At 69.3% G+C, this 25965-nt stretch carries 24 protein-coding genes; 9 read left to right on the forward strand and 15 right to left on the reverse strand.

Translation table 11 applies throughout. The features are described 5' to 3' along the window. Positions 1-43: 43 nt before the first annotated feature. Positions 44-694: a YigZ family protein gene (locus tag D9V32_RS10415; RefSeq protein ID WP_121648839.1), complete on the forward strand. Its 651-nt coding sequence runs from the start codon at positions 44-46 to the stop codon at positions 692-694. 43 nt (positions 695-737) lie between these two features. On the opposite strand, the gene D9V32_RS10420 is transcribed toward D9V32_RS10415, so the two are convergent. Next, entirely contained in the window at positions 738-2207 is a 1470-nt protein-coding gene (locus D9V32_RS10420; protein ID WP_342772577.1) for an MFS transporter, read from the reverse strand. Between the two features lie 50 nt (positions 2208-2257). Between D9V32_RS10420 and D9V32_RS10425 the strand changes: the two genes are divergently transcribed. From D9V32_RS10425 to D9V32_RS10435, 3 genes are read left to right on the forward strand one after another with little or no spacing between them, the layout of a single operon-like run. Then, the gene (locus D9V32_RS10425) at positions 2258-3046 is read left to right on the forward strand and encodes a GntR family transcriptional regulator (protein ID WP_121648841.1); all 789 of its coding nucleotides are present in this window, start codon (positions 2258-2260) and stop codon (positions 3044-3046) included. After that, positions 3036-3959, forward strand: a complete 924-nt coding sequence (locus tag D9V32_RS10430; RefSeq protein ID WP_183086270.1) for an N-acetylglucosamine kinase — start codon at positions 3036-3038, stop codon at positions 3957-3959. The genes D9V32_RS10425 and D9V32_RS10430 overlap by 11 nt, the downstream gene beginning before the upstream one ends. Continuing rightward, entirely contained in the window at positions 3941-4855 is a 915-nt protein-coding gene (locus D9V32_RS10435; protein WP_121648843.1) for a polysaccharide deacetylase family protein, read from the forward strand. Before D9V32_RS10430 ends, D9V32_RS10435 begins: the two co-directional genes overlap by 19 nt. Before the next feature lie 9 nt (positions 4856-4864). On the opposite strand, the gene D9V32_RS10440 is transcribed toward D9V32_RS10435, so the two are convergent. Both D9V32_RS10440 and D9V32_RS10445 read right to left on the reverse strand, forming a co-directional pair. After that, the gene (locus D9V32_RS10440; protein ID WP_121648844.1) at positions 4865-5248 is read right to left on the reverse strand and encodes an MmcQ/YjbR family DNA-binding protein; all 384 of its coding nucleotides are present in this window, start codon (positions 5246-5248) and stop codon (positions 4865-4867) included. Then, positions 5245-6546: an ROK family transcriptional regulator gene (locus tag D9V32_RS10445; RefSeq protein ID WP_121648845.1), complete on the reverse strand. Its 1302-nt coding sequence runs from the start codon at positions 6544-6546 to the stop codon at positions 5245-5247. Before D9V32_RS10445 ends, D9V32_RS10440 begins: the two co-directional genes overlap by 4 nt. A 145-nt stretch (positions 6547-6691) precedes the next feature. Here D9V32_RS10445 and D9V32_RS10450 point away from each other — a divergent pair, with 145 nt between their 5' ends. Genes D9V32_RS10450 through D9V32_RS10465 form a run of 4 tightly spaced genes read left to right on the forward strand, consistent with a single transcriptional unit; the run spans position 6692 to position 10657 of the window. Further along, entirely contained in the window at positions 6692-7444 is a 753-nt protein-coding gene (locus D9V32_RS10450; RefSeq protein ID WP_121648846.1) for a sugar phosphate isomerase/epimerase family protein, read from the forward strand. Then, positions 7441-8538 carry a Gfo/Idh/MocA family protein gene (locus D9V32_RS10455; RefSeq protein WP_121648847.1) on the forward strand — a complete coding sequence of 366 codons (1098 nt, stop codon included), beginning with the start codon at positions 7441-7443 and terminating at the stop codon, positions 8536-8538. Before D9V32_RS10450 ends, D9V32_RS10455 begins: the two co-directional genes overlap by 4 nt. Then, a complete protein-coding gene (locus D9V32_RS10460) occupies positions 8535-9632 on the forward strand; it encodes a Gfo/Idh/MocA family protein (RefSeq protein ID WP_121648848.1) in 1098 nt (365 codons plus the stop codon). The genes D9V32_RS10455 and D9V32_RS10460 overlap by 4 nt, the downstream gene beginning before the upstream one ends. An 11-nt stretch (positions 9633-9643) precedes the next feature. After that, positions 9644-10657, forward strand: a complete 1014-nt coding sequence (locus D9V32_RS10465; RefSeq protein ID WP_121648849.1) for a sugar phosphate isomerase/epimerase family protein — start codon at positions 9644-9646, stop codon at positions 10655-10657. 79 nt (positions 10658-10736) lie between these two features. On the opposite strand, the gene narI is transcribed toward D9V32_RS10465, so the two are convergent. Both narI and D9V32_RS16045 read right to left on the reverse strand, forming a co-directional pair. Beyond that, positions 10737-11483: a respiratory nitrate reductase subunit gamma gene (gene narI, locus D9V32_RS10470; RefSeq protein WP_121648850.1), complete on the reverse strand. Its 747-nt coding sequence runs from the start codon at positions 11481-11483 to the stop codon at positions 10737-10739. Beyond that, positions 11480-11746 (reverse strand): hypothetical protein, encoded by a 267-nt coding sequence (locus D9V32_RS16045; RefSeq protein WP_147440444.1) that lies wholly within the window; start codon positions 11744-11746, stop codon positions 11480-11482. Before D9V32_RS16045 ends, narI begins: the two co-directional genes overlap by 4 nt. Between D9V32_RS16045 and D9V32_RS10475 the strand changes: the two genes are divergently transcribed. Continuing rightward, entirely contained in the window at positions 11696-12241 is a 546-nt protein-coding gene (locus D9V32_RS10475) for a hypothetical protein (RefSeq protein WP_121648851.1), read from the forward strand. The two genes, D9V32_RS16045 and D9V32_RS10475, sit on opposite strands and share 51 nt — an antisense overlap. Here D9V32_RS10475 and D9V32_RS10480 read toward each other — a convergent pair. From D9V32_RS10480 to D9V32_RS10525, 10 genes are all read right to left on the reverse strand, one after another. Then, positions 12238-13473: a ThiF family adenylyltransferase gene (locus tag D9V32_RS10480; protein WP_121648852.1), complete on the reverse strand. Its 1236-nt coding sequence runs from the start codon at positions 13471-13473 to the stop codon at positions 12238-12240. The two genes, D9V32_RS10475 and D9V32_RS10480, sit on opposite strands and share 4 nt — an antisense overlap. A gap of 116 nt (positions 13474-13589) precedes the next feature. Continuing rightward, positions 13590-14690: an S-methyl thiohydantoin desulfurase family protein gene (locus tag D9V32_RS10485; protein ID WP_121648853.1), complete on the reverse strand. Its 1101-nt coding sequence runs from the start codon at positions 14688-14690 to the stop codon at positions 13590-13592. After that, positions 14687-16237, reverse strand: coding sequence for a hydantoinase/oxoprolinase N-terminal domain-containing protein (locus D9V32_RS10490; RefSeq protein ID WP_121648922.1), 1551 nt, complete (start codon positions 16235-16237; stop codon positions 14687-14689). Before D9V32_RS10490 ends, D9V32_RS10485 begins: the two co-directional genes overlap by 4 nt. Positions 16238-16284: 47 nt before the next feature. Beyond that, positions 16285-17607 carry a purine-cytosine permease family protein gene (locus D9V32_RS10495; protein ID WP_121648854.1) on the reverse strand — a complete coding sequence of 441 codons (1323 nt, stop codon included), beginning with the start codon at positions 17605-17607 and terminating at the stop codon, positions 16285-16287. Between the two features lie 143 nt (positions 17608-17750). After that, the gene (locus tag D9V32_RS10500; RefSeq protein WP_121648855.1) at positions 17751-18611 is read right to left on the reverse strand and encodes a DUF1684 domain-containing protein; all 861 of its coding nucleotides are present in this window, start codon (positions 18609-18611) and stop codon (positions 17751-17753) included. Between the two features lie 83 nt (positions 18612-18694). Then, positions 18695-19120, reverse strand: coding sequence for an RbsD/FucU family protein (locus D9V32_RS10505; protein ID WP_121648856.1), 426 nt, complete (start codon positions 19118-19120; stop codon positions 18695-18697). Positions 19121-19124: 4 nt separating this feature from the next. Continuing rightward, positions 19125-21842, reverse strand: a complete 2718-nt coding sequence (locus D9V32_RS10510) for a hypothetical protein (protein ID WP_121648857.1) — start codon at positions 21840-21842, stop codon at positions 19125-19127. Beyond that, positions 21839-23440, reverse strand: a complete 1602-nt coding sequence (locus D9V32_RS10515; protein ID WP_121648858.1) for a purine-cytosine permease family protein — start codon at positions 23438-23440, stop codon at positions 21839-21841. The genes D9V32_RS10510 and D9V32_RS10515 overlap by 4 nt, the downstream gene beginning before the upstream one ends. Positions 23441-23497: 57 nt before the next feature. Beyond that, positions 23498-25006, reverse strand: coding sequence for a purine-cytosine permease family protein (locus D9V32_RS10520; RefSeq protein ID WP_121648859.1), 1509 nt, complete (start codon positions 25004-25006; stop codon positions 23498-23500). A 37-nt stretch (positions 25007-25043) separates the two neighbouring features. Continuing rightward, positions 25044-25940: a PfkB family carbohydrate kinase gene (locus D9V32_RS10525; RefSeq protein ID WP_121648860.1), complete on the reverse strand. Its 897-nt coding sequence runs from the start codon at positions 25938-25940 to the stop codon at positions 25044-25046. Positions 25941-25965 lie beyond the last annotated feature (25 nt).

Here is a 25965-nt window from a genome sequence, read left to right on the forward strand (position 1 = left end):
TAACCGGCCCGGCTGGCATGGTCCACGTACTAGCCTGGAATCCATGACCCCCTTTGTGCCGCCCGGATATCGCACCATCGCTGCGCCGGCCTCGGCCGAACAGGAGATCAAGCGCTCGAGGTTTATTTGCTTTTTGACCCCGGTGGCCGATGAGGAGGAGGCGCGCGCCGAAATCGCCCGCGTGCGTGCCCTGCATCCCAAGGCCCGGCACCACTGCACCGCGTTCGTGCTGGGGGAGCGTGGCGAACTCAAGCGCAGCAACGACGATGGGGAGCCCTCGGGAACCGCGGGTGCCCCGATGCTGGACGCGCTTGACGGGTCCGAACTGACGTTTGTGGTGGCCATCGTGGTGCGCTACTTCGGTGGCATTCTGCTCGGGGCCGGCGGGCTCACCCGCGCCTACCGAGCGGCGGTGGCGGACGCGGTGACCCACGCCAAAATCCTGCGCTTTGAGCCGCGCGAGCGCATCGCCGTGACGCTCGACTACTCCACCGCGGCCGTTGTCGAGGCCGAGGCGCTGCGCCGCGGATGGAGCATCGGCGAGGCCGAGTACGGGGCCGCGGTGACCCTGCGCCTGGGCATCCCGCCCGAGGATCGCGACATCGCCGCCGAGCGCATTGCGGCCCATACCGCCGGTGCCGCGGCGATCGTCGACGAGGGCTTCGGCTTCGTGTCGGTGGGTGTAGTCGACTAGCGGCCTCGGGGCGGCCCGTGGGCCACCCCGAGGGGCAATTTGCCTAGTCTTCGCGGGTGCCCGCGACCTCGGCCAGGGTCTCCGGCGTCACCGCCGTCGGGCGACGGTGCGGGTAGGCCAGCAGGATCACAAACGCGATCGCGAGGGCCGCGATGGGGAGCCCCGACATCAGCGCGCGCACGCCCACGGCGACCGACTCGGGCTGCACCGGGGCCGCCTGGTTGTAGCCCGACCAGGGCAGGATCAGTCCAAAGGCCACGGCCTGTACGGTGACCGACCAGCGCACGATGAAGCCGTTCACACCGAGGTACATGCCCTCGCGGCGCTGGCCCACCCGTTCGGCATCGATGTCGATGATCTCGGCCAGCAGGATATCCAGCAGCACGAGGACACCGGCGATGGCCACGCCCACGAGCGCCGCCGTGCCGATGGCGGCGGGCATGCCCGAGAGCAGCAGGAACGGAGCCAGACCGAGGATGAAGATCGCGACGGTGGCGAGAATGGCGGGCTTTGATCCGAACCGACGAATGAATGCGCTCCAGACGTAGACCATCGGTATCGCCACGACGAACATGGTGCCGAGGATGAGCGAGACCGCCCCGGGGTCGGTATCGCCGATCACGTACTTGGTGAAGAACGGCATCGCCGCCTGCATCAGCGCGATGGCGAGCTGGATGAGGAAGCTCGCGGACACATAGACCAGGAACACGCGGTTGGTGAGGGTGGCGCGCAGTGCCCGGCCGAACCCGATCGGTTCGGGGATGTCCTGCGCACGCTCAACCGAGCCGGAGAGGGCGATCACGAATCCGAGCAGCACGAGGGCACCCAGCACGATACCCATGCCGGCCCAGCCGAGTGCGCCGTAGAGGACCGGGCCGAGTGCGACGCCGAGGATCAGACCGACGATGGCGAACAGCTGACGCCAGGCAGAACCCCGGGCGCGCTCCTGCGTGCTGCGGAACATCTCGGGGAAGAGCGAGCCGTAGTTGAGCACCACGAGCACAAACAGAATGTCGTAGATGAGGACGATCACCAGGAAGTTCCAGAACAGGCCCACCGGGGTGGTGGCGAACGGAATCCAGACCAGGGTGAAGGCGGCAGCCAGCGGAACGGCACCGAACATGATCCAGGGGATGCGCCGGCCCCAGCGCGACTTTGTGCGATCGGAGAGGTAGCCGAACAGCGGGTTGAGGAGTGCGTTGAAGACGCCGTGTACCGCCATGGCGATCGCGATGAGGCGTGGGTCGGCGCCGAGGGTGTCGACGTAGTAGAACACCGCGAGGGTGGCAAAGGTTTGCAGCATGAGCTGGGCGGAGAAGTTTCCGGCTCCAAAGCTCACGACCCGTCTCGTGGTGAGCGCCGTGGGTGGTGCGGCGGCTGGTCGGGGTGAGGCACTCGTCATTGGGGGACTCCGATCGTGGGTTCGCGCGGGGGCACGAGGGGTGGGGAGGAACAAAAAGGCGTTGAATGAAATGTAGACCATGGGTCTAGATATAGCTACGTCATGTACCATTGGTTTACACGCTTGTTACATCACGCTCTCCCCAGAACCAGGAAATACGGATGATGAAACCACTCGATCCCCTCACCAATCAGGGGCGACACGAGGCCCTGCGCGCCCAGCTGTTGGACGTCGTCGACACGCTGATTCCCGGTGAAGCACTGCCACCCGAGCGGATCCTGGCCGAGCGGATGGGCGTTGCCCGGATGACCCTGCGCCGCGCCCTCGCCGACCTGGCCGAGTCGGGCGCCGTGGTGCGCGTGCCCGGCCGAGGCACCTTCGCCCCCGCCGCCGCGCGATTCAACCCCACCGTTGACGGCTCGCTGCGCGAGGAGATCGCGCGGATGGGCTCGGTGGCGCGCACCCGCACCCTCGAACTCAGCATCCAGCCCGCGGGTGTGCGCGTGGGTCAGCGCCTGCGCCTCGCCCCCGCCACCCCCGTCCTGCGCGCGGTACGGCTCCGATTCGCCGGGGATGAGCCCGTGACGCTTGAGCGCGTGCACCTTCCCGCGGACCTCGTACCCGGGCTCAGCGCCGAAGACCTCGAACAGGGCTCGCTCTATGAGCTCCTCATCGGTCGCTTCGGCATCGCCCTGGGCGCCTCCCGGGTCACCGTGCGTGCCACGGCCACGAGCGGCCGGGAATCTCAGCTGCTCGATGTGGCACCGCACTCCCCGGCGTACTACGTGGAGAGCGTCCGTGAGGATGCCGAGGGGCAGCCGGTGGAGTTCCTTGATGCCGTCTACCGCGGCGATCGGTTCCAGTTTGAATCTCCCTCGCGGGTGCGCTCGCCCATGCCACACCTGGCCCCCGGGGCCTTTACCGGACCGGAGTCGATCTATGGAGACTAGCTCGATCCTCGCCATTGACGCGGGGGCGACCAAGACCCGTGCCCGGCTGATCCTCGCCGATGGCCGCGTGAGCGAGGCGACCGTCGAGGGCTTCCCCGTCGTGACCGCCGAGGGCGGGGCCGAGCGCGCCGTCTCGGTGCTGCGGCTTCTCGCCGAACGGCTCCCGCTGCCCGAGCGGATCGGCACGGTGGTGCTCGGGGCCAACAGCGTGCACGTTCCGCATCCCGCGGTTGAGGCGCTTGTCCTTGATGTCCTCGGTGCGGCGCTGAGTTTCGAGCGCGCCATCATCTGCAGTGACATGGTGACCTCCTACGTGGGGGCCCTCGGCCTGAGTTCCGGCGTGGTCCTCGCGGCGGGCACCGGCGCGATCGCGATGGCGGTGGACGCCGATCTGCGTGCGCACCGCGTGGACGGTCTCGGCGCGTTCCTCGGCGACCACGGCAGCGGCTTCCGGATCGGTCATGAGGCACTCACGGCGGTCTATCGAGACCCCACCGCCGAGTCGCTGCGGGCACTGCGGGACGCCTGGATCGGGATTCACGGTTCCCTCGAGGCCGGCGCCCACGCCGTCTATGGCGGGCACAGCTCGGTTCAGGTGATCGCGAGCTTCGCGCGCCCCGTGATTGAGCTCGCCGACTCCGACCCGGCGGCCCGGGCGTTTGTGCGCCACGCGGCCGAGGAGCTGCGCGAGACCATCCGTCTCGCCGCCGATCTGGCCGCCCCCGGAGCGCCGGTCACGGTGCTCGGTTCCCTCGCCACCCCGGGTAACGCGCTGCACCGCGACATCGTGGAGCTGCTCGCTCCCCACACACTGGCCCCCGCGCTCGGCGACGCGCTCGACGGTGCCGTCACCCTGGCGCGTTCGTCTTCCCCACTATTCCTGGAGGTTTCAGCATGGCATCAGCACCCGTAACCCTCGCCGAGCGTCTCGGCTACTCGGCCGAAGACGTCCTCGTCATCATCAACGCCGATGACTTCGGCATGAACCACTCGGCAAACCTCGGTATTTCCTCGCTGCTCGCCGAGCGCCGCATCTCGAGCGCGACCCTGATGCCCCCGTGTGCCTGGGCTCCCGAGGCCGCGCAGATTTCCCGTGAAAACCCCGGGTTTGACGTGGGCCTGCACTTCACCCTCACCAGCGAGTGGGCCGCGTATCGCTGGCGGCCGCTGACCGCCGCGGCATCCCTCGTGGATGACTCCGGCTACATGCCGCCTAAGATCCTGCACGTGGAACAGCACGCCACGGGTGAGGACGTGCGTGCCGAGCTGCACGCGCAGGTTGCGCACCTGCGTGGTCTCGGCGTGGATATCAGCCACATCGACAACCACATGGGCAGCGTCTACGGCATTGCGACCGGTCGCAGCTTCCTGCGCGAAACCCTTGAAACCTGCGCCGAGTACCACCTGCCCTTCCGACTGCCGCGCTATGCCGAAACCACCCCGGACGGCCTGGCCGAGCTGGAGCAGTCCACCGCCGAGGTGGCCCGGCTCGCCGACTCCCTCGGCGTGGTGATCCCCGACCGCCTCGCGACCGTGGCCTTCCACAACCAGCCGGAGGACAGCCCGGCGAAGCTCGAGGCCGAGTGGACCGAGCTGATCGAGAACCTGAAGCCCGGCGTCACCGAGATCTACCTGCACCCGTTTGTCGAGACCTCGGAGCTGCGGGCCTCGGTACGCAGCTGGGAGCGTCGCGTGATGGAGCACGCGCTGTTTGCCGGTGACGCGATCGGCAACGCCCTGGAGCGTCGCGGTGCGCGGGTCATCACCTGGCGTGATCTGCGCGACCTGCAGCGCGGGGAGCGCGGCTAACCCGCGTTGCTAGCGGGCGTCGCCGAGGGCCGCCAGCCGGATCTTTTCGGCGCGGGTGAGCCCGGCGGCCGCCCGCGCGTGGGCGTCCACGATGAGGTCCTCGATGAGTTCGGCGGGCACGCTGTCGTCGAGCACAATGGTGATCCAGTGCCGCTTATTCATGTGGTATCCGGGCGTAATCGCGGGGAAGTCACGGCACAGGTGGTCGCCGCGCACCGGGTCCACCTTGAGGGTCAGCCGGAGCGGTGAGCGCGCCTCGGAAACCATGCCAAACATCTTCCCGAACACGCGAAATACCCGGGCGTCCGGCCCGAACGGATACGAGGCTTCGGCTCCGGTGAGCGCGCAGGCGACGCCGTCCCAGCGGGCGTACTGCTCGTGATCGAAGCTCACACCGCACTCGCGGTTTCGGCGGTGAGGGCGTCGATGCTCGTGGGCGAGAGCACGTAGCCGAGCACCATCTGGGCGGCCCCGAGGGTGCCGCCGCGGTCGCCCGAGCGGGAGGGGATGATGTGTAGATCCTGGCTCGACAGCGTGATGCTCCGAGCCTCGACGATCTCCCGCACCCCGGCCAGAAGGTCTGGTGAGGCGGCACCGATGCTGCCACCCACCACGATGTGGGAGGGGTTCAGCAGGCTCACGACGGTGGCCAGTGCGGCCCCCACATCGCGGCCGGCCTGGTGCAGGATGGCGGGTACCGGATCGGCCCCCGCCCGGATAATCTCCACCACGGCCGAACGGCTGCGTGGTGCCGCGGGGCCATCATCGAGGAGCTCGCCCAGGGCGGCGGCCCCCACCAGGGCCTCGAGGTCGCGCTCATCGGTGGGTTCACGCCCCGACTCGGGATCAAAGGGAATGCGCACGTGGCCGAGGTCGCCGGCCGCGCCCTGGGTGCCGCGGCGCAGATCGCCGCCGCTGATGATGCCGGCACCCACACCGGTCGAGACCTTCACGTAGACGAGATCCTGTACCTCGGGCCACTCCTGGGCGCGCTCGCCGAGGGCGAGGAGGTTCACGTCGTTGTCAACGAAGACCGGGGCCTCCAACCGGGTGCCTACGTAGCCGGCAATGTCGAAGCGATCCCAGCCGGGCATGATCGGCGGCGCAACCGGGTGCCCCGCGGCGTGCTCGACCGGGCCGGGAACGCCGATCCCGACTCCCAGCACATCGGCGGTGTTGTGCCCGGCTGCGGCGAGCTGACGGTGGGCCGCCGCGATGACCCAGTCCAGCACCGGCACCGGGCCATCGGCGATCAGGAGCTCGCTGCGCTCCTCGGTCAGGATGGTGCCGAAGAGGTCGGACACGGCGACCTGGCCGTGGGTGACGCCGAGTTCGGCGGCGATCACGACCCGGGCGCGGCCATTGAGGCGCAGGCGGGCGGGCGGGCGGCCCCCGGAGGACTCGGCCTCACCGGCGGCGATCAGCAGCCCGGCGGCCACCAGGGTGTCGACCCGGGCGGAAACGGTGGAGCGCGCCAGCCCGGTCAGGGCCCCGATCTCGGCCTTCGTGCGCGCACTGCCATCGCGGAAAATCTGGAGGACGTGGCCGGCACCCGCGCCGGCGGTGGTCACGGCAACGGGGGCGGTGACGGGGCCCGGATCGCCCGGAATATGGGGCCGCGGCGTGGCCGCCACGCCACCCGAACCCGCCCTCTCCGCGGCGGTGGGTGCGGGGCGGAGGGCGTCGGTCATGCCGAGAGTCTAGCCGTATCGGGGGCGTGCGGCGGGCAGGGTGACATCCGTTTCGCGGAGTTTCCCGACTTTTGTTTGCTTGTAGGCAAAAGTCCGCTACGCTCGTTCTCACGGACCCATCCATCCACTCCGCAAAAGGATCATTATGACTTCCAACCTCCTCACCGCTCAGCTGTACTCGGTGCGTCACGCGCTCGCCGAAGACCGCGCCGCCACGCTGACCCGTCTCGCCGAGATCGGCTTTAAGCAGATCGAGACCTTCGGCTTCAATGCCGAGAGCGTCGCCGACATCCGCGAGTTCGCCGAGTACGGCCTCGCCGTGCCGAGCGCACACTCCAACTTCCTGGGCAAGGGCCTCGACGTTTCCGCCACCTTCGCCGCGGCCGCCGAGGCCGGCGTGGGCACCGTGATCGAGCCCTTCCTGCCCGCCGAGCACTTCGCCGACGCCGACGCCATCAAGAAGGTTGCCGACCAGCTCAACGCCGCCGCCGACCTCGCCGACCAGCACGGCGTCGTCACCGGTTACCACAACCACGCCTGGGAGGCCGAGGGCCTGGTCGAGGGCGTCACCCCGATCGAGTACCTCGCGAGCCTGCTCGACCCGCGCGTGACCCTCGAGATCGACACCTACTGGGCCCAGGTGGGCGGCCAGAACCCGATCGACCTCCTCGGTCGCCTGGGGGAGCGCGTCTCCCTGCTGCACATCAAGGACGGCGACGCGAGCCGCGATGTCAAGAACCAGCTGCCCGCCGGTTCCGGTGTCCTCGATGTCCTTGGCATCATCGCCGCCGCCCCGCACGCCACCCCGGTCGCCGAGTTCGACGACTACGCCGGCGACATCTTCGAGGGTCTGCAGACCGCCTTCAACTTCCTCACCAAGAACGGCGTCCAGGCATGAGCGGCGTCGTCGGAATCGGCCTGATCGGTGCCGGTGTCATCAGCGACCAGTACCTGAAGAACCTCACCACCTTTGCCGACGTCGAGGTGCGCTTCATCGCCGACCTCGACGTCGAGCGCGCCCGCACCCAGGCCGAGAAGTACGGCGTTGCCGGCTTCGGAACCGTGGCCGAGCTGCTGGCGGACGACTCGATCGAGATCGTCATCAACCTCACCATCCCCAAGGTGCACGTTGAGATTGCCCTGCAGATCCTGAACGCCGGTAAGCACGTGTGGAGCGAGAAGCCCTTCGCACTGGACCGCGAGAGCGGCCGCGAGCTGCTGGCCGTGGCCAACGCCAAGAACCTGCGCGTGGCCACCGCCCCCGACACCTTCCTCGGTGCCGGTATCCAGCACGCCCGCCGCCTGGTGGAGTCCGGTCGGATCGGCGCCCCGCTGACCGCGCTGACCCTGTTCCAGGTGCCCGGCCCCGAGAGCTGGCACCCGAACCCCGACTTCCTGTTCCAGGAGGGCGCGGGCCCGCTGTTCGACATGGGCCCCTACTACTTCACCGCCCTGGTGCAGCTGTTCGGCCCGGTTAAGCGCGTCTCGGCGCTGTCCTCGAAGTCGCGCGACACCCGCGTGATCGGTTCGGGACCGCGCGCGGGCGAGTCCTTCGACGTCACCGTGCCCACCCACGTGAGCGTCAACATCGAGTTCGAGGGCGGCCAGAGCGCCCAGTCGATCCTGAGCTTCGATTCGCCGCTCGCGCGCATCCAGTTCGAGGTCACCGGCGAGACCGGTGCGCTGACCATCCCCGACCCCAACCGTTTCGAGGGTGAGCTCATCGTGCACGGTTACGGTGTCGAGCCCGAGACCATCGAGGCCCAGGGCACGAGCGCTGGCCGCGGTATCGGCGTGGTTGAGCTGGCCCGCGCGATCCGCGCCGGTGTGCCCGAGCGTGCCTCGGGTGAGCTCGCGTTCCACGTGCTCGACGTCATGGTGTCCACCGCCGAGTCGGCCGCCTCCGGCGAACCGGTCACCGTGGAGAGCACCGTTGTGCTGTCCGCTCCGCTGGCCGAAGACTGGGATCCCGCGGCCCGGGTGATCGCATGAGCGTAAACCCCAACCGCATCGGTGCGGGCGTCGGCGTGGGCATCGTGGGCGGTGGCTTCATGGCCACCGTGCACGCCCGCGCGGCCCGCACCGCCGGGGCCACCCTCGTGGGAGTCGTGGCCTCGACCCCCGCCCGCTCGGCCCAGGTGGCCGAGGAGCTGGGCGCGCTGCAGGCGTTCGACTCGCTGGAAGCCCTGCTCGCCGATGAGCGCATCACCGTGGTGCACGTGTGCACCCCGAACGCGCTGCACGCCGAGCAGGCCGCCGCGGTGATCGCCGCCGGCAAGCACGTGGTGTGCGAGAAGCCGCTCGCCACGACCCCTGCCGAGGCTCGCAGCATCACCGAGGCCGCAACGGCCGCCGGTGTCGTGGCCACGGTGCCCTTCGTCTACCGCTTCCACCCGATGGCGCGCGAGGCGCGTGCGCAGATCGCCGCCGGTGGCAAGGTCCTGACGATCGGGGGCGAGTACCTGCAGGACTGGCTCGCCGCCACCGACTCGGACAACTGGCGCGTGGATTCCGCCCAGGGCGGGAACTCCCGTGCGTTTGCGGACATCGGATCGCACCTGGTCGACCTCATCGAGTTCATCGGTGGCGACCGCATCCACTCGCTGTATGCGCGCACCCGCACCTTCCTGGCCGAGCGCTCGGGCACCGGAACCGTCACCACCGAGGATGCCGTGTCGGTGAGCTTCGAAACCGTGGGCGGTGCCATCGGCACGCTCCTGGTCTCGCAGGTCGCCCCGGGCTTCAAAAACGGCCTCGTCCTGAAGATCTCGGCCACCGACTCGAGCATCATGTTCGAGCAGGAGCAGCCGGACTCCCTGTGGCTCGGCACGCTCGCCGAGAACCGCGTGCTGCCGCGTGAGGCCGACCGCCTCGACGCCGATGCCGCGCGCCTCTGCGTGGTGCCCTCGGGTCACGCCCAGGGCTATCAGGACGCCTTCAACGGCTTCGTTGCCGACACCTATGCGGCCATCGCCGGTGAGACCCCCGTGGGTCTGCCGACCTTCGCCGACGGCCTGCGCGCGGGCCTCATCACCCAGGCGGTGCTCGACTCGGCAGCGTCCGGTCAGACCGTGGTTCTGGACTAGAGGAGATTGAAATGACCGAAGCACGACTTCCCGTCACCCTGTTCACCGGGCAGTGGGCCGACCTGCCCTTCGAAGAGGTCGCTCGTCTGGCTGCCGAGTGGGGCTATGACGGCCTCGAGATTGCCGCCTCCGGCGACCACCTCGACCTCAAGCTCGCCGATGAGGACGACTCGTACCTGGCCTCGCGCCTGGAGATCCTCAAGCGCTACAACCTGCAGGTGTTTGCGATCTCGAACCATCTCACCGGCCAGGCCGTGTGCGATGACCCGATCGACTTCCGCCACCAGTCCATCGTTCGCCCCTACACCTGGGGTGACGGCGATGGCGAGGGTGTGCGCCAGCGCGCCGCCGAGGACATGAAGCGCTCGGCCCGCGTCGCGCGCAAGCTCGGCGTGGACACCGTGGTGGGCTTCACCGGATCGAAGATCTGGCAGTACTCGGCGATGTTCCCGCCGGTACCCGCCTCGGTCATCGACGCCGGCTATGAGGACTTCGCGAACCGCTGGAACCCCATCCTCGACGTCTTTGACGCCGAGGGCGTGCGCTTCGCCCACGAGGTGCACCCGGGCGAAATCGCGTATGACTACTGGACCAGTGTGCGCACCCTCGAGGTGCTGAACCGTCGCGAGGCCTTCGGCTTCAACTGGGACCCGTCGCACATGATGTGGCAGAACATTGACCCGGTGGGCTTCATCGTCGACTTCGCCGACCGCATCTACCACGTGGACTGCAAGGACACCCGCCTGCGCCCGCACAACGGCCGCGCCGGCGTCGTGGGCTCGCACCTTCCCTGGGGCGACCCGCGCCGCGGCTGGGACTTCGTCTCCACCGGACACGGCGACGTGCCCTGGGAAGACTCCTTCCGTGCCCTGAGCGCGATCGGCTACAACGGCCCGATCTCGGTCGAGTGGGAGGACGCCGGCATGGACCGCCTCGTTGGTGCCGCCGACGCGGTGAACTTCGTGCGCTCCCTGCTCTGGAAGCTTCCGGAGGGTTCCTTCGACGACGCCTTCTCCAACCAGTAGGTAGCGCCGCTCAACAGATGTCCCGCCCGCGATCCTTGGATCGTGGGCGGGACGTCTGCATTGTGGGCACCGTGCGGCGCTAGCGACGCGGGTTCGGGCGCTCCGAGGGCTCCCAGCCGCGGCGCGTGGCGCGCGCCCCGTGCTGCTTGTACCGGGTGCGATACACGAGGCGTGGGCGGATGAAATAGCCGATCGGTGCCGAGAACACGTGCACCAGGCGGGTGAAGGGCCAGAGCACAAACAGCACCATCGCGCACAGCACGTGCAGCTGGAACATGACCGGGACGTCCGCCATCAGTTCGGGCTGGGGCTGGAAGATCATCAGGCCGCGCATCCACGGCCCGATCGTGCCGCGGTACTCATCGCCCGGGCCAAACACCTGGTGCATGACGGTGGCCGCGGTGCCGAAGAGCAGGGTCACGGCGAGTACCGCGTACATGATCCGGTCCATCACCGTGGTTGCGCGGCGCACGCCCGCGGTGACCCGGCGACGGTAGAGCAGGATCGCGAGCCCGGCGAGGGTGAGCACGGCCGCGGCGGTCCCCATCCAGGTGGCCCCGAGGTGGTAGATGTGCTCGCTGATACCGATCGCATACAGCCACTCGCGCGGGATGAGCAGGCCCACCACGTGACCGGCGATCACCATCAGGATGCTCAGGTGGAACATCGGTGAGCCCCAGCGCAGCAGGCGGTTCTCGTGGATCTGGCTCGACCGGGTGGTCCAGCCAAACTGGTCGCTGCGGTTGCGCACAATGTGCCCCACCACGAACGTGGCCGCGGCCGCGTAGGGCACGGCCACCCACAGAAAAATACTCAGCGGACTCATACTCGGATCTCCTCGCGGGCCGGATCGTTCGGGGAAAAGGGCTTCAGCTGGCCGAGGAAGCTCACGCCCACGGTTTCGGTGGGTGGGCCCTCATCCTGCGCGGTGACTGGGCGGCGCTGCCCGCCGCGCTCGCGACCGAGCCCGCCCTGCTCGTACTGGATGAGCCGTTCGCGGCGCTGTCGACGGATGTACTGCCCGCGATTCGCGAGAGCGTGCGCGCATTCCTCGCCGAGCTGAGCATCACCACCCTGCTGATCACCCACGACGCCGTGGACGCCTGGGCGCTCGCTGATCACCTGAGTGTCATGGAGCGTGGCCGGGTGGTGGAGACCGGCCGCGCGAGCGAGCACCTGTCACGTCCCCGAACGCCGCTGACCGCGCGGCTTGTTGGCGTCAACCGGCTGGGCGTCGGGGCCGGACCGGATACCCGCCTGGTGGCCTTTTCGCCGGGGGCGGTGGTCGTGACGGACGTGCACCCGTCCGCGTGCGCGCTCGCCCATCCGGCCGCCGCGGGCCTCTGGGTGCACGGCACGGTCTCCGCGATCGAGGCCGTGCTCGCGGGGGTGGGCCTGCGCGTGCGGGTGGAGGACGGGGCGCTCATTCGCACCGAACACGCTCATGCGCTGGCGGTGCCGAACGCGCCGAGCCTTCTCGCCGAGATGCCGCCCGGGCGGCGGATCCTCCCCGGCGAGAGGGTGTGCTGCCGGGTGCATCCGGATCGGCTCGCCGACTACGCGGAGAGCCCCGCGAGCGCCTAGTACCGCGGAAGCGTCGGGTCGATGTGGCGGCTCCAGGCCTCGATTCCGCCGATCACGGAGATATCGTTTGAGCGCCCGCGTTCCCGCAGCGCGCGCACGAGGTTTTCGCTGCGTACCCCGTGATGGCAGAGATAGACCACGGGAGTATCGGTGGGCAGCGTGTGGTCGTGGATGCCGGCGAGGAGTTCGGCATAGGGGATTGCCCGGGTACCGTTGATCGCGGCGAGACGCCGTTCGGCGGCGGAGCGCACGTCCACAAACAGGAAGCGCTCGCGCCTGGTCGGGGCCTCGAGCCCGTGGGCGAGATCCTCGACCGACCAGAAGGAGGCATCGGCTCCGGCTGCGGGGTGGCCGTCCGGCCCAACCGCCGTGGCGCACAGCGGACCGGAGGCGGGCGAGGTGAGCGTGGTGACCGGGTTGCGCCCGGGGTCGGCCTCGAAGCGGATCTCCCGCCAGCTCTGCTGGAGGGCGTTGACGCTGAGGAGGCGCCCGAGGAGGGAGTATCCGCGCCCCGTGATGAGGTTGACGGCCTCGGTGGCCATCGCCGCCCCGACGCTGCCGCAGAGCACACCGAGCACGCCGCCCTGGGCGCAGTTCAGCACGCTGCCCGCGGGCGGAAGCGCGGGGAAGAGGTCGCGGTAGGTGCGGCCGGGAAGGCCGTCGGAGGGGGTGGCCCAGAACGTGGTGAGCCGGCCGTCCTCGCCGAGGATCGATCCCCACACGCACGGAATCCCGAGGATTTCGGCGGCGTCGCCCACCAGGTAGCGGGTGGCGAAGTTGTCGCTGCCGTCCATGATCAGGTCGTAGCCGGAGAGCGTGGCGAGGGCGTTGTGGGCATCGAGCCGGATCGGATGACGGGTGATCGTCACTCCCGAGTTGAGTGCGCCCACCGTCCGCGCGGCCGAGTCGACCTTTGAGCCGCCGAGGGCCGCCTCGGTGTGGATGATCTGCCGCTGCAGGTTGGAGACCTCGACGGTGTCGTCATCGATGATGCCGAGGGTGCCGACCCCGGCCGCCGCGAGGTAGAGCAGCACCGGGCTGCCGAGGCCCCCGGCCCCGATCACCGCAACCCGGGCGGCCGCGAGGCGGCGCTGGGCGAGGGCGTCAAACCCGGAGAGGGCGAGGTGGCGGGCGAAGCGTCGCTCGAGTTCCGGGGAGAGTCTCCCGGCGGCCTCGACGAGCGGGGCGAGGCGTCTTCCGAGCGGTGGGGCGTCATGCCCTGTAGCGGTCATGAGTGCAGGTTAGGTCGCGTATGCGGAAAAGGGTCGCGCCGCAGACCGTGAATATTCGGTGTGCGACGCGACCCTGATACCGACCGCCCTGATACCGGTTGCCCGGGGAGTGCCCGCTAGTGTGCGAGCTCCTCGACCGGAACGAAGGTTTCGGTGAGGCCAAACGCGACCGGGCCGAAGGTGTCGAGCGCCTCCGGGGTGCGCATCAGCGCCGGGGTCGAGACCCCGAGCACGCGCACCCGCTGGCCGTAGCGCAGGCCCTCGGTGGTGATCGGTTCGGCGGTTTCCTGATCCACCACGCAGATGAGGTCCGGGACGATCGCGACGAGCTCACCGTCGCGGTACGCCACCAGGTTTTCGTTCTGGAACAGGATCTCAAATGCGCCGGTATCCGCGGCGTCCGCCGGGGCGAGTCGGGCCCGGCCGCGGGCGAAACCGCCCTCGGTGCGGCGCTCGACATCCACCACCTTGCCCACGAACAGCTCGCGCACGTGTGAGTACAGGGTGGGGGCGAGGGCAGCGGCGATGGCCTCAAACGGGGAGCGGTGCTCGGCGCGGGCCTCACGGATCGCCCGGCCGATGGACAGCGCCATCGAGATGGTGCGGGGCACCGCGGTGCGACGCACATCCGCCCCGGTCATCGCGTACTCGGCGATGGCGGCCGAGCCGCCGAGTTCCACCGTCAGCGCGCGGGCCAGCTGCTCGATGCGGCGGTTGTCGGCCCCGGTGTCGAGGATGATGTGCTCGCCGCGTTCGGCGGTCAGCGCGATGGGGGAGGCATTGACGCCGTACACCGCGAAGGTCTCCATCGAGAGCTCGGGGAAGGCCCGGCCCATTCCGTCGGCATCCACCACCGGGAGGCCGGTCTGCGCGGCTACGAGCAGCGGAATGAGCGAGTTCACCCCGCCGCACTCGATGGGCATGGTGGCGTCGGCCGTGCGGCCGTAGTGGGCCTCGAGGTGACGCAGTGCGGTGAGCGGTTCGTGTCCGGCGAGGAGCTTTTCGATCATCACCGTGGGGGCACCCATCAGGGCGACGGGAATCACGAACAGGTCGTCGGCCAGATCCTCGGGGTCGAGGATCGTGATCGATCCCTCGCCCAGGGCGTTTTCGACCAGCTTGTGGCCGATGTAGGGGTCGCCCCCGCCGCCGGTGCCGAGGAATGCCGCGCCGCGGGCGAGGTCAGGGAGGTCCGCCTTGGTCAGCTGCCAGCTCATGCGGATACTCCTTCGAGGTCGCCCACGGCTTTGATGCGCACGCGCGTGGCACCGCCGGGGAGGTAGGGGATCGGGATTTCGTCAACGTCGAGGATGGTGACGGTTGCCGGGTCCGCCCCGGCGGCCACGGCCTCGGCGATGGCGCGTTCCTTGAGGGCGGCGAGCACGGTGTCGCGGCTGCCCGGAACGATCGATTCCACCGTGTCGATCTCGGCGCCCACCTGGGAGATGGAGGCGCCGATGGCGTTGGCCACCCCGGCGTTTTCGGGGCGGATGATCTCACCGAGCAGGGGCAGGGTGTGATCCAGCAGCACCGCCCCGCCACCCACGGCGACCACGGGGATCGGCTCGGGGGAGGTGCGCATGCGGTCGATGGCCTCGGCGATGCGCTCGTCGATGCGGGCCAGTACCCGGGCGACAAACGCCGGATCGAGGTGGGCGACGCGGGCGGGATCGCCCAGCTGCGCGCGCCCGCCGGCCACCGCGATGTCGGTGGCGGTGAGGACGTCCCCACCAAAAACGAGTGCCTTTTCGGTGAGGCGGAAGCCTACGGACTCGGGGCCCACCTCGGCGGTCTCGGAATTCACGAGGGACCCGCCGCCGATCCCGATCGAGATCACGTCGGGCATGCGGAAGTTTGTGCGTACGCCCGCGACCGCGACGCTCGCCGCGGCCTCGCGTGGGAAGCCGCCCTCGATCAGGCCGATGTCCGCGGTGGTTCCGCCCACGTCCACCACCGCGCAGGTGGCCAGGCCGGTGGTTTCGGCGGCCCCGCGCATCGAGTTGGTGGGGCCGGAGGCGAAGGTGGCCACCGGGTAGCGGCGCACAAACTCCTCGTCCATCAGGGTGCCGTCGTTCTGGCTGAGGTAGATCGGGGCGGTGATGCCGAGCCCGCGCACGGTGGTCGCGAGCCCCTCGATGACCTCGGCACCCAGCTCGCGCAGGGCGGCGTTGATCACGGTGGCGTTTTCGCGCTCGAGGATGCCCAGACGGCCAATCTCGTGGGACAGCGAGAACGTCACGTGCTCGGGCAGCTCGGCGCGCAGAATCTCGGCCGCGGCGGCCTCCAGCTCGGCGTTCAGCGGGCTGAAGATTGAGGCGATCGCGACCGAGCGCACCCCGGCGGCCCGCATGTCCGCGGCCTGGGCGCGCAGCTCATCCGGGTCGAGCGGGGAGATCGGGCGGCCGTCAAACTCGTGGCCGCCGTGCGCGAGGTACACCCGGGCGTCGATGGCGGTAACCAGGGAGTCCGGCCAGTCGGTCAGCGGGGGCAGCGCGGCGCTCGCCGGCAGCCCGAGCCGCACCACCGCGGTGGGGGCGAGGTCTCGGGCCTGCACGAGGGCGTTCACGAAGTGCGTGGTGCCGATCATCACCGCACGCACGTCATCGTTGTCAAACGCAGACTGCTCGCGCAGCGCCTGGATGGCCACCCCGATGCCCGAGGTGACGTCCGCGGTGGTGGAGCGTTTGACTCCGGCGAGCACGGTGCGGCCGTCCATCAGCACGGCGTCGGTGTTGGTGCCACCCACGTCGATGCCGATGCGCAGGGCGCGCGCCGCGGGGGCCGGGACGGAGGCGGGAACCCGGGCGTCCGTCACGCGGCCACCTCGATCTTGCTGGTGTGGGCCACGCCCACACCGCGCACGAGTCCAAGCTTGCCAGCGATCACGTACAGCACAATCGAGAGCAGGAGGCTCGTGACCGCGGGGATGCCCCAGGTCACAAAGTGGCCTACGAGTGCGGAGGCCGCCCAGATGATGAGGGTGGCCGGTACCCAGCGCGGTGCGGTTTCGGGCAGGGCGGTCTCGTCATCGCCGCGCTTTTCCAGCAGCGGACGGAACGCCTTGACGATGAAGTACTCGGCGACCATGATGCCCGCGATGGGCGGGAAGACCACGCCGAGCAGCACGAGGAAGTCGGTGAACCTGCCGAGGATGCCGGCCGCGGCGAGGACCGATCCGATCACACCGAAGATGACCGAGGTCCACAGACGGTTGAGGCGCACGCCGAACAGGGTGTGCACGAAGGTGATCACGCCGAGGGTCGAGGAGTACAGGTTCCAGTCGTTGACCTTGAGCGTGCCGGAGACCACGATGATCAGGCCGATGAGGCCAACCGAGGAGGTGATGATCGCGACGATGTCTCCGCTCTGGGCGCCGTGGGCGACGAGCACACCGGCGAGGCCGATCACGAACTCACCGAGGGAGACGCCCACCACGGTCTGCTTGACGACGTCGGATCCGCTGCGGTTGAAGCGGGTCATATCGGGGGTGATGATGGCGCCCACGATCACGCCACCGGCGACGATGCCCGCGCCGGCGATGAGGCTGAGCGAGGGGCCGGGCGGCGGGCCCGAGAGCAGTTCGCCCAGGTTGTGACGCGATAGTTCGGAGGTCACCGACCAGGCCACGAGAATGAGGAACAGCGGCACGGTGATGTTGGCGAGCCACTGCATGCCGAGGAAGCCGAAGGCTACGATCGCGGTCACGATGAGGCCGAAGATGAGGCTCCACAGCCAGGGGGCCATGACACCGGGCAGCAGGGCGTTCAGCGAGTCGGCGGAGATCGCCGACTGAATGCCGAACCAGCCGATCAGGCTGATGCCGATCGCGAGGCCCACGAGGGCCGCCCCGACGTCGCCGAAGCCGGTCCAGCGGGCGAGCAGCGAGGTGTTGAGGCCCTCGCGCTGGCCGATGATGCCCACCGCGAGCATGATCAGTTCGACGAGCAGCGAGCCGAGCAGGATCGCGAGGAAGGCGTTGGCGAAGCTCATGCCGTAGCCGAGCGTGGCACCGATCAGGAACTGGGCGAGCGCCCCGACCATGCCGAAGCGCTGGACGGCGATGCCAAACCAGTGGCGGCGGGCGGAGGCGGGAACGCGGGCGAGCGCGTAGTCGTCTGAGGAGGACTGGGACATTTCTGGTCCTTCGAAAGGGTGGGGATAGGGGGTGCCGGAAACGGCGGTGGGGAGGGGATCCGGCGGGGTGCCGGTCTGGCCGCGGACGGGAGGCTTCCTGCGGCGGGCGGGGTGTCGAAAAGTGTGCGGGGTGCGTTCGGCGCCTAGGCGTTTGCGGGGTCGCGCAGCGCGCGTTTTTCTCCCGCGAGCACCGCCGCACGGAGGCGGTTCTGTGCCGGGGGAATCGGACAGCTGAAGAAGTCGCTGAAGCCGCAGGGCGGCACGAACGCGAAGTTGAGGTCCAGCGTGATGGCCGCACCATCGGGCACCGGGTCCAGGCGGAGGAAGCGGCCGGGGGCGTAGCTGGTGGCTCCGGTGGTGGCGTCGGCAAACACGAGCACGAGGGCGGGGCCATCGGCAAACACCAGGAGCTCCGCATCCTGATCGTCGACCCGCACGGTGATGGTGCCGGGCACGGCCTTGGTGTGGCCGGTGTCGGAGGCGCGGGTGAAGCCCCAGGGCATTCGGGCGTCCGGTTCGCCGGCGTGGAAGGTGCCGGTCAGGACCCAGGTGGGGTCAAAGTCGTGGGTGTCGATCCCGGTGAGGGTGCGCACCGTGCCTGCCTCGGTGTCGTAGAGGCGCAGCTCATAGTCGGTGCCGTCGAGACTGAAGGCGTCGATGGTGAGGGTGCCGTATTCGAGGAGGGGGAGCCCCGCCGGGGTGAGGCGGCCGAGCACGGTGTCTACTCCGGGGGTGAGCTCGGTACGACCCGAGGCATCGAGAAGGGCCACACCGGGGTCGGTGGCCCGCACGTGGACGCCCTCCTCCTCGCCGACCCGCCAGACGGTGACCGGGAAGCCGTCCACCGCGGTCTCGGTCGCCCCCACCGGCACATAGCTGATCAGTGCGGCGGCCCCGGTGCGGCCGGTCACCTGCGCGAGGCGCTCGGCGCGCCAGGCGGCGTGGATCGCGGCCGGGCCCTGCGGGGTGGCCGAGGTGGGTGCGGAGGCGGAGGAGAGAGTCATGGGATTATCATCATTGACCCACTTTCGGGGTACAGCGAGTTTGATGACAAACTATGACGACCTTCCGGTCGGGAGGAGGGTGTTTAGACCACGCCCTTGGTGATGAGGAAGCACCCGTAGGGGCGGTCGTCGGTGGTCGCGATCACCGCGAAGGCCGAGCGGGCGCGGCGGTAGAACTCGAAGCGCTCGATCGGTTCGATCCCGATCTCGCGGCCCTCTGCGGCCTCGGCCGCGGCGATTAGCTCGCGCTGCACCTCGGGGATCGCATCCGGATCGCCCACCACCTCCATGCGCCCGATGGGTTCGGCGATGAAGGTGTCGACCGGGAACACCGTGAACAGCGCCTCGGCCAGCCGGGTCACGTCGATCCCGGGCAGCGTGATGACCTCGGCACCCGCGGCGTGCGCGGGGTAGTTTCGGTCCACGACGGCGAGGACGTCGCCGTGACCCATCCGGGCGATCGCGTACAGGAGGTCTGCCGAGAGCAGCGGGTCGATTCCCTTGAGCATGGTGTCAGCCTTCCGTGGCGAGGGTCAGGAACAGTGCGGGTGCGGCCAGCAGGCCGTTGACCTCGGGCTCGGGGCGCAGGCTGGTGCCCGCGTAGAACTCGTTGGCGGCGGAGCCCCACACCGTGATCTCGATGGTGTTGCTGCCCGCCCGCAGCAGCGTGGCCGGCACGGCAAACCGGTAGGGTCGCCAGCCGCGCTCGCCGAGGTGGGTGCCGTTGATGCTCAGTGACGCCGAACCGGAGACCTCGGGCAGGACCAGGGTGGCGTCAGCAGGCGGCACCTCGGCCAGCTCGAACGTGGCCCGATAGGTCGCCGCACCGGAGTACTCGGGAAGGATGCTCTGCCAGCCGGCCGCGACGTCGATCGGTGTGCCGGTGCCCGTATCTTCGGGGAGCGTGAGGGTCCAGCCCTCGGCGAGGATCAGCGTGGGTGCCGCGGCTGCTTGTGCGGATGCGGCGGATTCGTTGAATACGGCGGCTGCGGGTTCGGCGCTGGTGCCGCCCGACCCGGCCCAGACAAACAGTCGCAGCTCGCCCGGTTCGAGGCTCAGCCGGGCCTCGGCGAGCGGAAGGGCGGCGCCGGTGGCGGCATCCCACTCGGCGATGTTGGTGCCCGTGAGCGTACCCGAGATCCGTTCCGTACCGTCGTTGAACAGCGCGACGCGGGTGCGGCCCTCGGCATCAATTCCGGTGCGCACGCGCAGCCCGGCGGCGTCGGTACTCGGGAGGAAGACCGCGTCGCCGCGGGCGGATACCCCCAGCTCGGCCGCGAGTACCGCGCTCTCGGGAACGGACGTCAGCCGTGCACCCGGAAGGGCGCGCACCGCGCCGCCGTCCTGCAGCGTGGTGAGCCCGGGCCCGGTGCGGATCACGCGGATGCCGGAGTTCGCGATGCCCTCCAGCGCGGTGATGCTCGCCGCGCCCGCGAGGGTGCGCACGCCCGGCAGCACGAGCGCCCGGGCGGTCGGGACCGACCCGGCCGCGATGTCGGCGAGTGAGCGCTCATCGACCACGCGCCAGGGGATGCCGGCGGCATCGAGCGCGCTCGCCCACGCACCAAACTGCGCGAAGTGCTCCCCGCTCTGGCCGTGGGTCCAGATGGTGCGCAGCGGCCAGAACAGCAGCACGCTCGGGTCGTCCGAGAGCGGTTCGAGGAACTCGCTCAGGCGGGCCGACTCGGCGGCGTAGGCCGCGTGGAAGCCCGCAAACCAGGGCTCGAAGTTGATGCCCGGCGGGAAGTCGAAGCGCGGGTTGGCCATCGATTCGTGGTCGTTTCCGTGCCCGTGGGTCTGGTAAAAACCGTGGAACACCATCTGGCGCATGCCGGCGAGGTGGTGACGAACGGTGGTCGAGCGCAGCTCGTCGAGGGTGAGGCCCCAGTGGCCCGACCACGGGGTGCCGCCCTCGGGCGGGGTCAGGAAGTACTGTTCGACGATGGTGCCGGTGCGGCCGGTGGCGCGGGCGATCGAGTCGCCGAGGCGCGGGCTCAGCTGGGCCACGCCGTCCTGCGCATCCACCGCGGTGAGGTCGCGGTAGGCGTCCACCCCGAAGTGGTCGAGCCCGAAGTTGGCGCGCAGATCCCACTCGCCAAACTCGGTGCCCGGCGTGAACGTGCCGATGTGGGTGAGCACCTCGTGGCCGGACTGCAGCAGGCTGTGCCGGTGGCTCCAGTCGCGCAGCTTTCCGAGGAAGCCCTCCATCGTGAGCTCGGCGTAGAACTGCCAGAAGCGCGCGCGCAGCGCGAGCGCCGCGGGGTCCGAAGTCTCGGTGAATACCGCCCAGATGAGGGCGTCATGGGTGTCCGCGCCCAGGCTGCGGGCGAGATCCAGGGTGTCGGTGTGCACCGGCACCGAGGAGCCGATGCCGCCCGAGCGCTGCGTCCAGTCGTAGTAGACCGCGTGCGGCTGATCGAAGAACACGTACCGCACGGTGGAGCCGAAGTGGTCGCCCACGGCCTCCCGGAACGGCTCATAACCGGCCTCAATGAAGCGATCCACGGCCGCGGGATCCAGCGGGTTCACCAGGTGTGAGGTGGTGGATCGGGCCGACACCAGCACGAGGGCGCGGGTGAGCGTCGCCTCCGCGCCGCTGATGGTGAGCGCGGCGGTCGTATCGGTGGCGGTGAGGCTCGTCGCGGCGGCGATATCGGTAACGCCCGCGCTCTCCGCGGCGGCCGTGTCGGCAGTCGCCGTGCTCCCAGCAGGCACCGTTCCGCTCACCGCCAGGGCCCGCTCGATCCGCCAGTCGGCCCACAGCGGTACCCCGCCGTCATAGTGCCAGGCCATCGCGGCCGGGCCCAGGCCCTCGGTGCCCGAGACGATGCCGGAGATTTCCCCGGTGCCCGAGCCCCCGGAAAGCTCGACGGTGGTCCAAAACAGGTGGCGTTCGCGGAGGTGATCGTGGCCGGCCACCGCGCGGCCGCCGGCCTGGCCGGTCTGCCAGTTGTAGTCGTCGTAGAAGCCCACCACCATGTCGAGGGCGGCGGCCTCCTCCACGGCCCAGCGGCACGCGGCGAGGTAGGCGGGTTCCAGGTACTCGTGCATCGGGAACGAGAGGCGTGCCTGCACCTGGAAGCTGCGGATTCCGGCGGCGTGCATCTGGCGCACCTGGGTGCGCACCTGTGCCTCATCGGGCAGGTGGTGCCAGAACCAGTAGGTGGCCGGGGAGTGCCAGGCGTCGGGGTCGACAAAGCGCGGATCTACCGCGTGCGGGGTGGCGCTCATCGAGCGTCCTCGGCATCGATGTCAACATCTGCTGTGGCCAGAACGGCCACGCCCTCCGCGAGGATCTCGGCGTCCGCCGGGAGGTCGCCTCGCTCGGCGACGGGCAGCTTCGAGCGATCCGGGGCCAGATCAATCTTGAACGCAAACGTGAGCAGCGCGTAGAGCGCGGCCCCGAGCACCATGGCACCGATCACGCCGATGTTGCTCTGGCCGATGACGCCGGTGCGGGCGTCCTCGGTGAGGAGGAAGCCGGTGATCTTGGCGAAGTTCGGGTCGGCGCTCGACACGGTTCCGAGGCCCACGATGGTACCCACGATCAGGCTGGTGAAGGCGGTCCAGCGCCAGTCGCGGCCGCCGAAGCCCGAGCCGTTGATCATTCGGATGTCCCAGTTCAGGCGGCGCTGACGGATGAAGTCCACGAGCTGGATGCCACCCATCGTGCCCATCAGTACGGCGATGAGCGAGAGGAAGGACTGGAAGGTCGCGAGGAACGAGGTCGACACGAACAGCAGGTAGAACGCCCCGGCGGCGATGAGGAGCGCGTTGATCGCGGTGGTGACCGAGCGGCGCAGCGGGAAGCCCACGGCCATGAGCGCGAGGCCCGAGCTGTAGATACCGGTGGTGGCGGCCGAGACCAGGGAGATCACGATCACGATGGAGAAGGGGATGAAGAACCACATCGGCAGCAGCGAGGTGAGCGCGCCGATCGGGTCGTTGGCGGCGGCCTCACCGAGCTTGGCGTCGCTGCCGACGAGGAGCGCGCCGACGATGAGCATCGCGATCACGGGCACGGCGATGCCGAAGGTGGTGGCACCGATCACGCCGCGGGCGTGGGTCTTGCGCGGCAGGTAGCGGGAGAAGTCGCCGCCGGAGTTGATGAAGCCGATGCCGACGATGGTCATGGCCATGATGATGCCGCCGATGAAGACGAGCGGGTCGCCGGCCGCGGCATCGCCGAGCTGACCCCACTTGACCTCGGGGAGCACAAAGAACAGGAAGGCGATGGTCATGACGCCGGTGATCCAGGCGATCCAGACCTCGATGGCGAGGATGAATCCGTGGCCGAAGACCGCGGCGGTCATGGTCACGGCGAGCACCACGATGAACCAGCCCACGGTGGTGGGTACGGTGGGTGCACCGCCGTCGCCGGCGAAGACCGCGGGCCATACCTTGGCGAAGAGGTTCGCTCCGGTGGTGGAGGCCAGGGTGATGCTGGTGACCTGCCAACCGGTGTTGGAAAGGTAGCCGAAGAAGGCGGGCAGGAAGTTGCCCTTCGAGCCGAAGGCGAAGCGCGTCTGCACGAGCGTCGGCAGGCCGGTGCGCGGGCCACCCACGGCGATCAGGCCCACCAGGGCGGCGGAGATCAGGTAGCCGAGGGTGCCGGCGATGATCGTCTGCCAGACGTTCAGCCCGAGGCTGAAGATGAAGATTCCGTAGCTCACCCCGAGGATCGAGACGTTCCAGGAGAACCACACGGGGAACAGCCCGCTGGGCTTTCCGCGGCGTTCGGCGTCCGGGACGGGGTTGATGCCGTTGGCCTCGACCCCCATCGTGTTGCCGGTGGCGACGGTTGTGGTGTCCGCTGCGCTGTTGCTCATTGTGCTCCCTCGGGGAATACCGGTCGGGGCGCGGCGGTTGCCGCGCCCCGCTGGGTGTTACTGGGTGATCGACGGATCGATCTTGGTGAAGTCTGGCTTCGGATCGAACTTGAATCCGAAGGTCAGCAGGGCGTAGCTCGCGGCCCCGAGTACGAGGGCGATGATGACGCCGATGTTACTGGAACCGATGACTCCGGCGCGAGCCTCCGGGGTCAGCAGGAACCCGGTGATGTGCGCGAAGTTGGGGTCGGCGCTGGTGACGGTGCCGAGGCCCACGATGGTGCCGAGTGCGAGGCTGACGAGTGCGGTCCAGCGGCCGTTACGGCCACCGTATCCGGCGGGCAGCGCGAGGCGGACGTCCCAGTTCAGGCGGCGCTGACGGATGAAGTCCACCAGCTGAATGCCACCCATGGTGCCCATCATGACCGCGATCAGCGACAGGAACGACTGGAAGGTCGCGAGGAACGAGGTGGAGATAAACAGCAGGTAGAACGCTCCGGCGGCGATGATCAGCGCGTTGATCGCGGTGGTCATCGAGCGGCGCAGCGGGAAGCCCACGGCCATGAGCGCGAGGCCCGAGCTGTAGACGCCGGTGATGGCGGCCGAGATCAGCGAGATCACGATCACGATCGAGAACGGGATGAAGAACCACAGCGGGAGCAGCGCGGTGAGGGCACCGATCGGGTCGGAGGCGGCCTCGGTTCCGAGCTTGGGGTTACTGCCCACGAGCAGGGCGCCCACGATGAGGAGGGCGACGACGGGCAGCGAGAGGCCCAGGGTGGTCCAGCCGATGACGGCCTTGGCTGGGGTCTTGCGCGGCAGGTAGCGGGCGAAGTCGCCGCCGTAGTTGAGGAAGCCGATGCCGACCATGGTCATGGCCATGATCACGCCGCCGAGGAAGACGAGCGGGCCGCCGGCCGGGGTCTGGCCGAGCTGATCCCACCGGATTTCCGGGAGCACGAAGCCGAGGAAGGCGATGGTCATGATGCCGGTGACCCAGGAGATCCACACCTCGATCTTCATGATGAACTCGTGGCCGAGTACGGCCACGGCCATGGTGATCGCGAGCACCACCACGAACCAGATGACCACGATGAACGTGGCCGGCTTGCCCGAGCCGTTGCCGAAGACGCTCGGCCAGAGGGTCGAGAAGAGGTTGGCGCCGGTGGTGGAGGCCAGGGTGATGATGGTCACCTTCCAGCCCATGTTTGACAGGTAGGCGAAGAAGGCGGGAACCACGTTGCCGCGGAGGCCGAAGGCGAACCGGGTCTGCACCAGGGTGGGGAGCCCGGTGCGCGGGCCGCCGACGGCGAGGACGCCGACGAGGGAGGCGGAGATGATGTACCCGATGGTACCGGCGAGGATTGTCTGCCAGACATCGAGCCCGAGCGTGAAGACAAAGATCCCGTAGCTGATGCCGAGGATCGAGATGTTCCAGGCGAACCAGACGGCGAACAGGCCGCGGGGGGAGCCGCGTCGTTCGCTGTCGGGGACGGGGTTTACACCGTTGGTTTCAACGGTGAGGGCTGAGCCGGCGGTTTCGCGAGCTTGAGCCTCGTTGCTCATTATGTGTGCCTTTCAAACGGCGGTTGGGGGAGTGGGGTTAGCGCACCGGGGTGGTGTCGCGAGCCCCGTGGATCGTGACCACGACGGCGGCGGCCGAGGCCCCCGCGGTTGCCGCGGTCACGAGGTCTTCGCCGCGGGCGAGTGCCGCGGTCAGGGTGCCGAGGAAGGCATCGCCCGCACCGACGGTATCAACGGGAACCGTGCGAATGGCGGGAACGTGGGTGATGTCGCCGTCGTGGCGGACGAGCGCGCCGTCGCCGCCGAGGGTCACCACGACGTCGCCGCCGGGGAGATCACCGATCAGGCGCTGGGCGATGGCGAGGGGTTCCTCATCGCTGACGGGTTCGAGGCCGAGGGCCTGTTCGAGCTCGACCTCGTTGAGGACCACGATATCGGCCCGGCGCACGGCCTCTGCGGCGTTTTCGCGCCAGGGTGAGGGGTTCAGGACGATGCGGGCGGTGTCGCCGAAGGCGTCGATCGCCGCGTCGATGACCGGGGCCTCGACCTCGTGCTGGAGTGCGACCACGCGCGGCGCCGGGCGTTCGGCGGCCCAGGCGTGCACGTGTTCGGGGGCGAGGTGGGCGTTGGCGCCGGCGTTGACCACGATGGTGTTCTCGCTGCCGGAGAGCAGCAGCACCGCGCGGCCGGTGGGCACGCCGGGAACGGTCACGAGGTCGCCCAGGGTGACGTCTACCGTGCGCAGGTCCGCGAGAGCCGGGTCGGCGTCCGTGCCGACGGCCGCGAGCAGCGTGGTGGATGCTCCCGCGCGGGCGGCCGCGAAGGCCTGGTTTGCACCCTTCCCGCCGCCGCGCTCGACCATGCCGGTGGCCGCGATCGTTTCGCCCACGCGGGGAGCGCGGGGCAGCGTAAACCCGGTATCGAGGTTTACCGAGCCGATCACCAAAACGTCAACATCATTGTGTGGGAAATGCATTTCCCAAATCTCGCATGAGGTTCTA

Origin of the sequence: Mycetocola tolaasinivorans (assembly GCF_003667565.1) — a bacterium.
Taxonomy (GTDB): Bacteria; Actinomycetota; Actinomycetes; order Actinomycetales; family Microbacteriaceae; genus Mycetocola; species Mycetocola tolaasinivorans.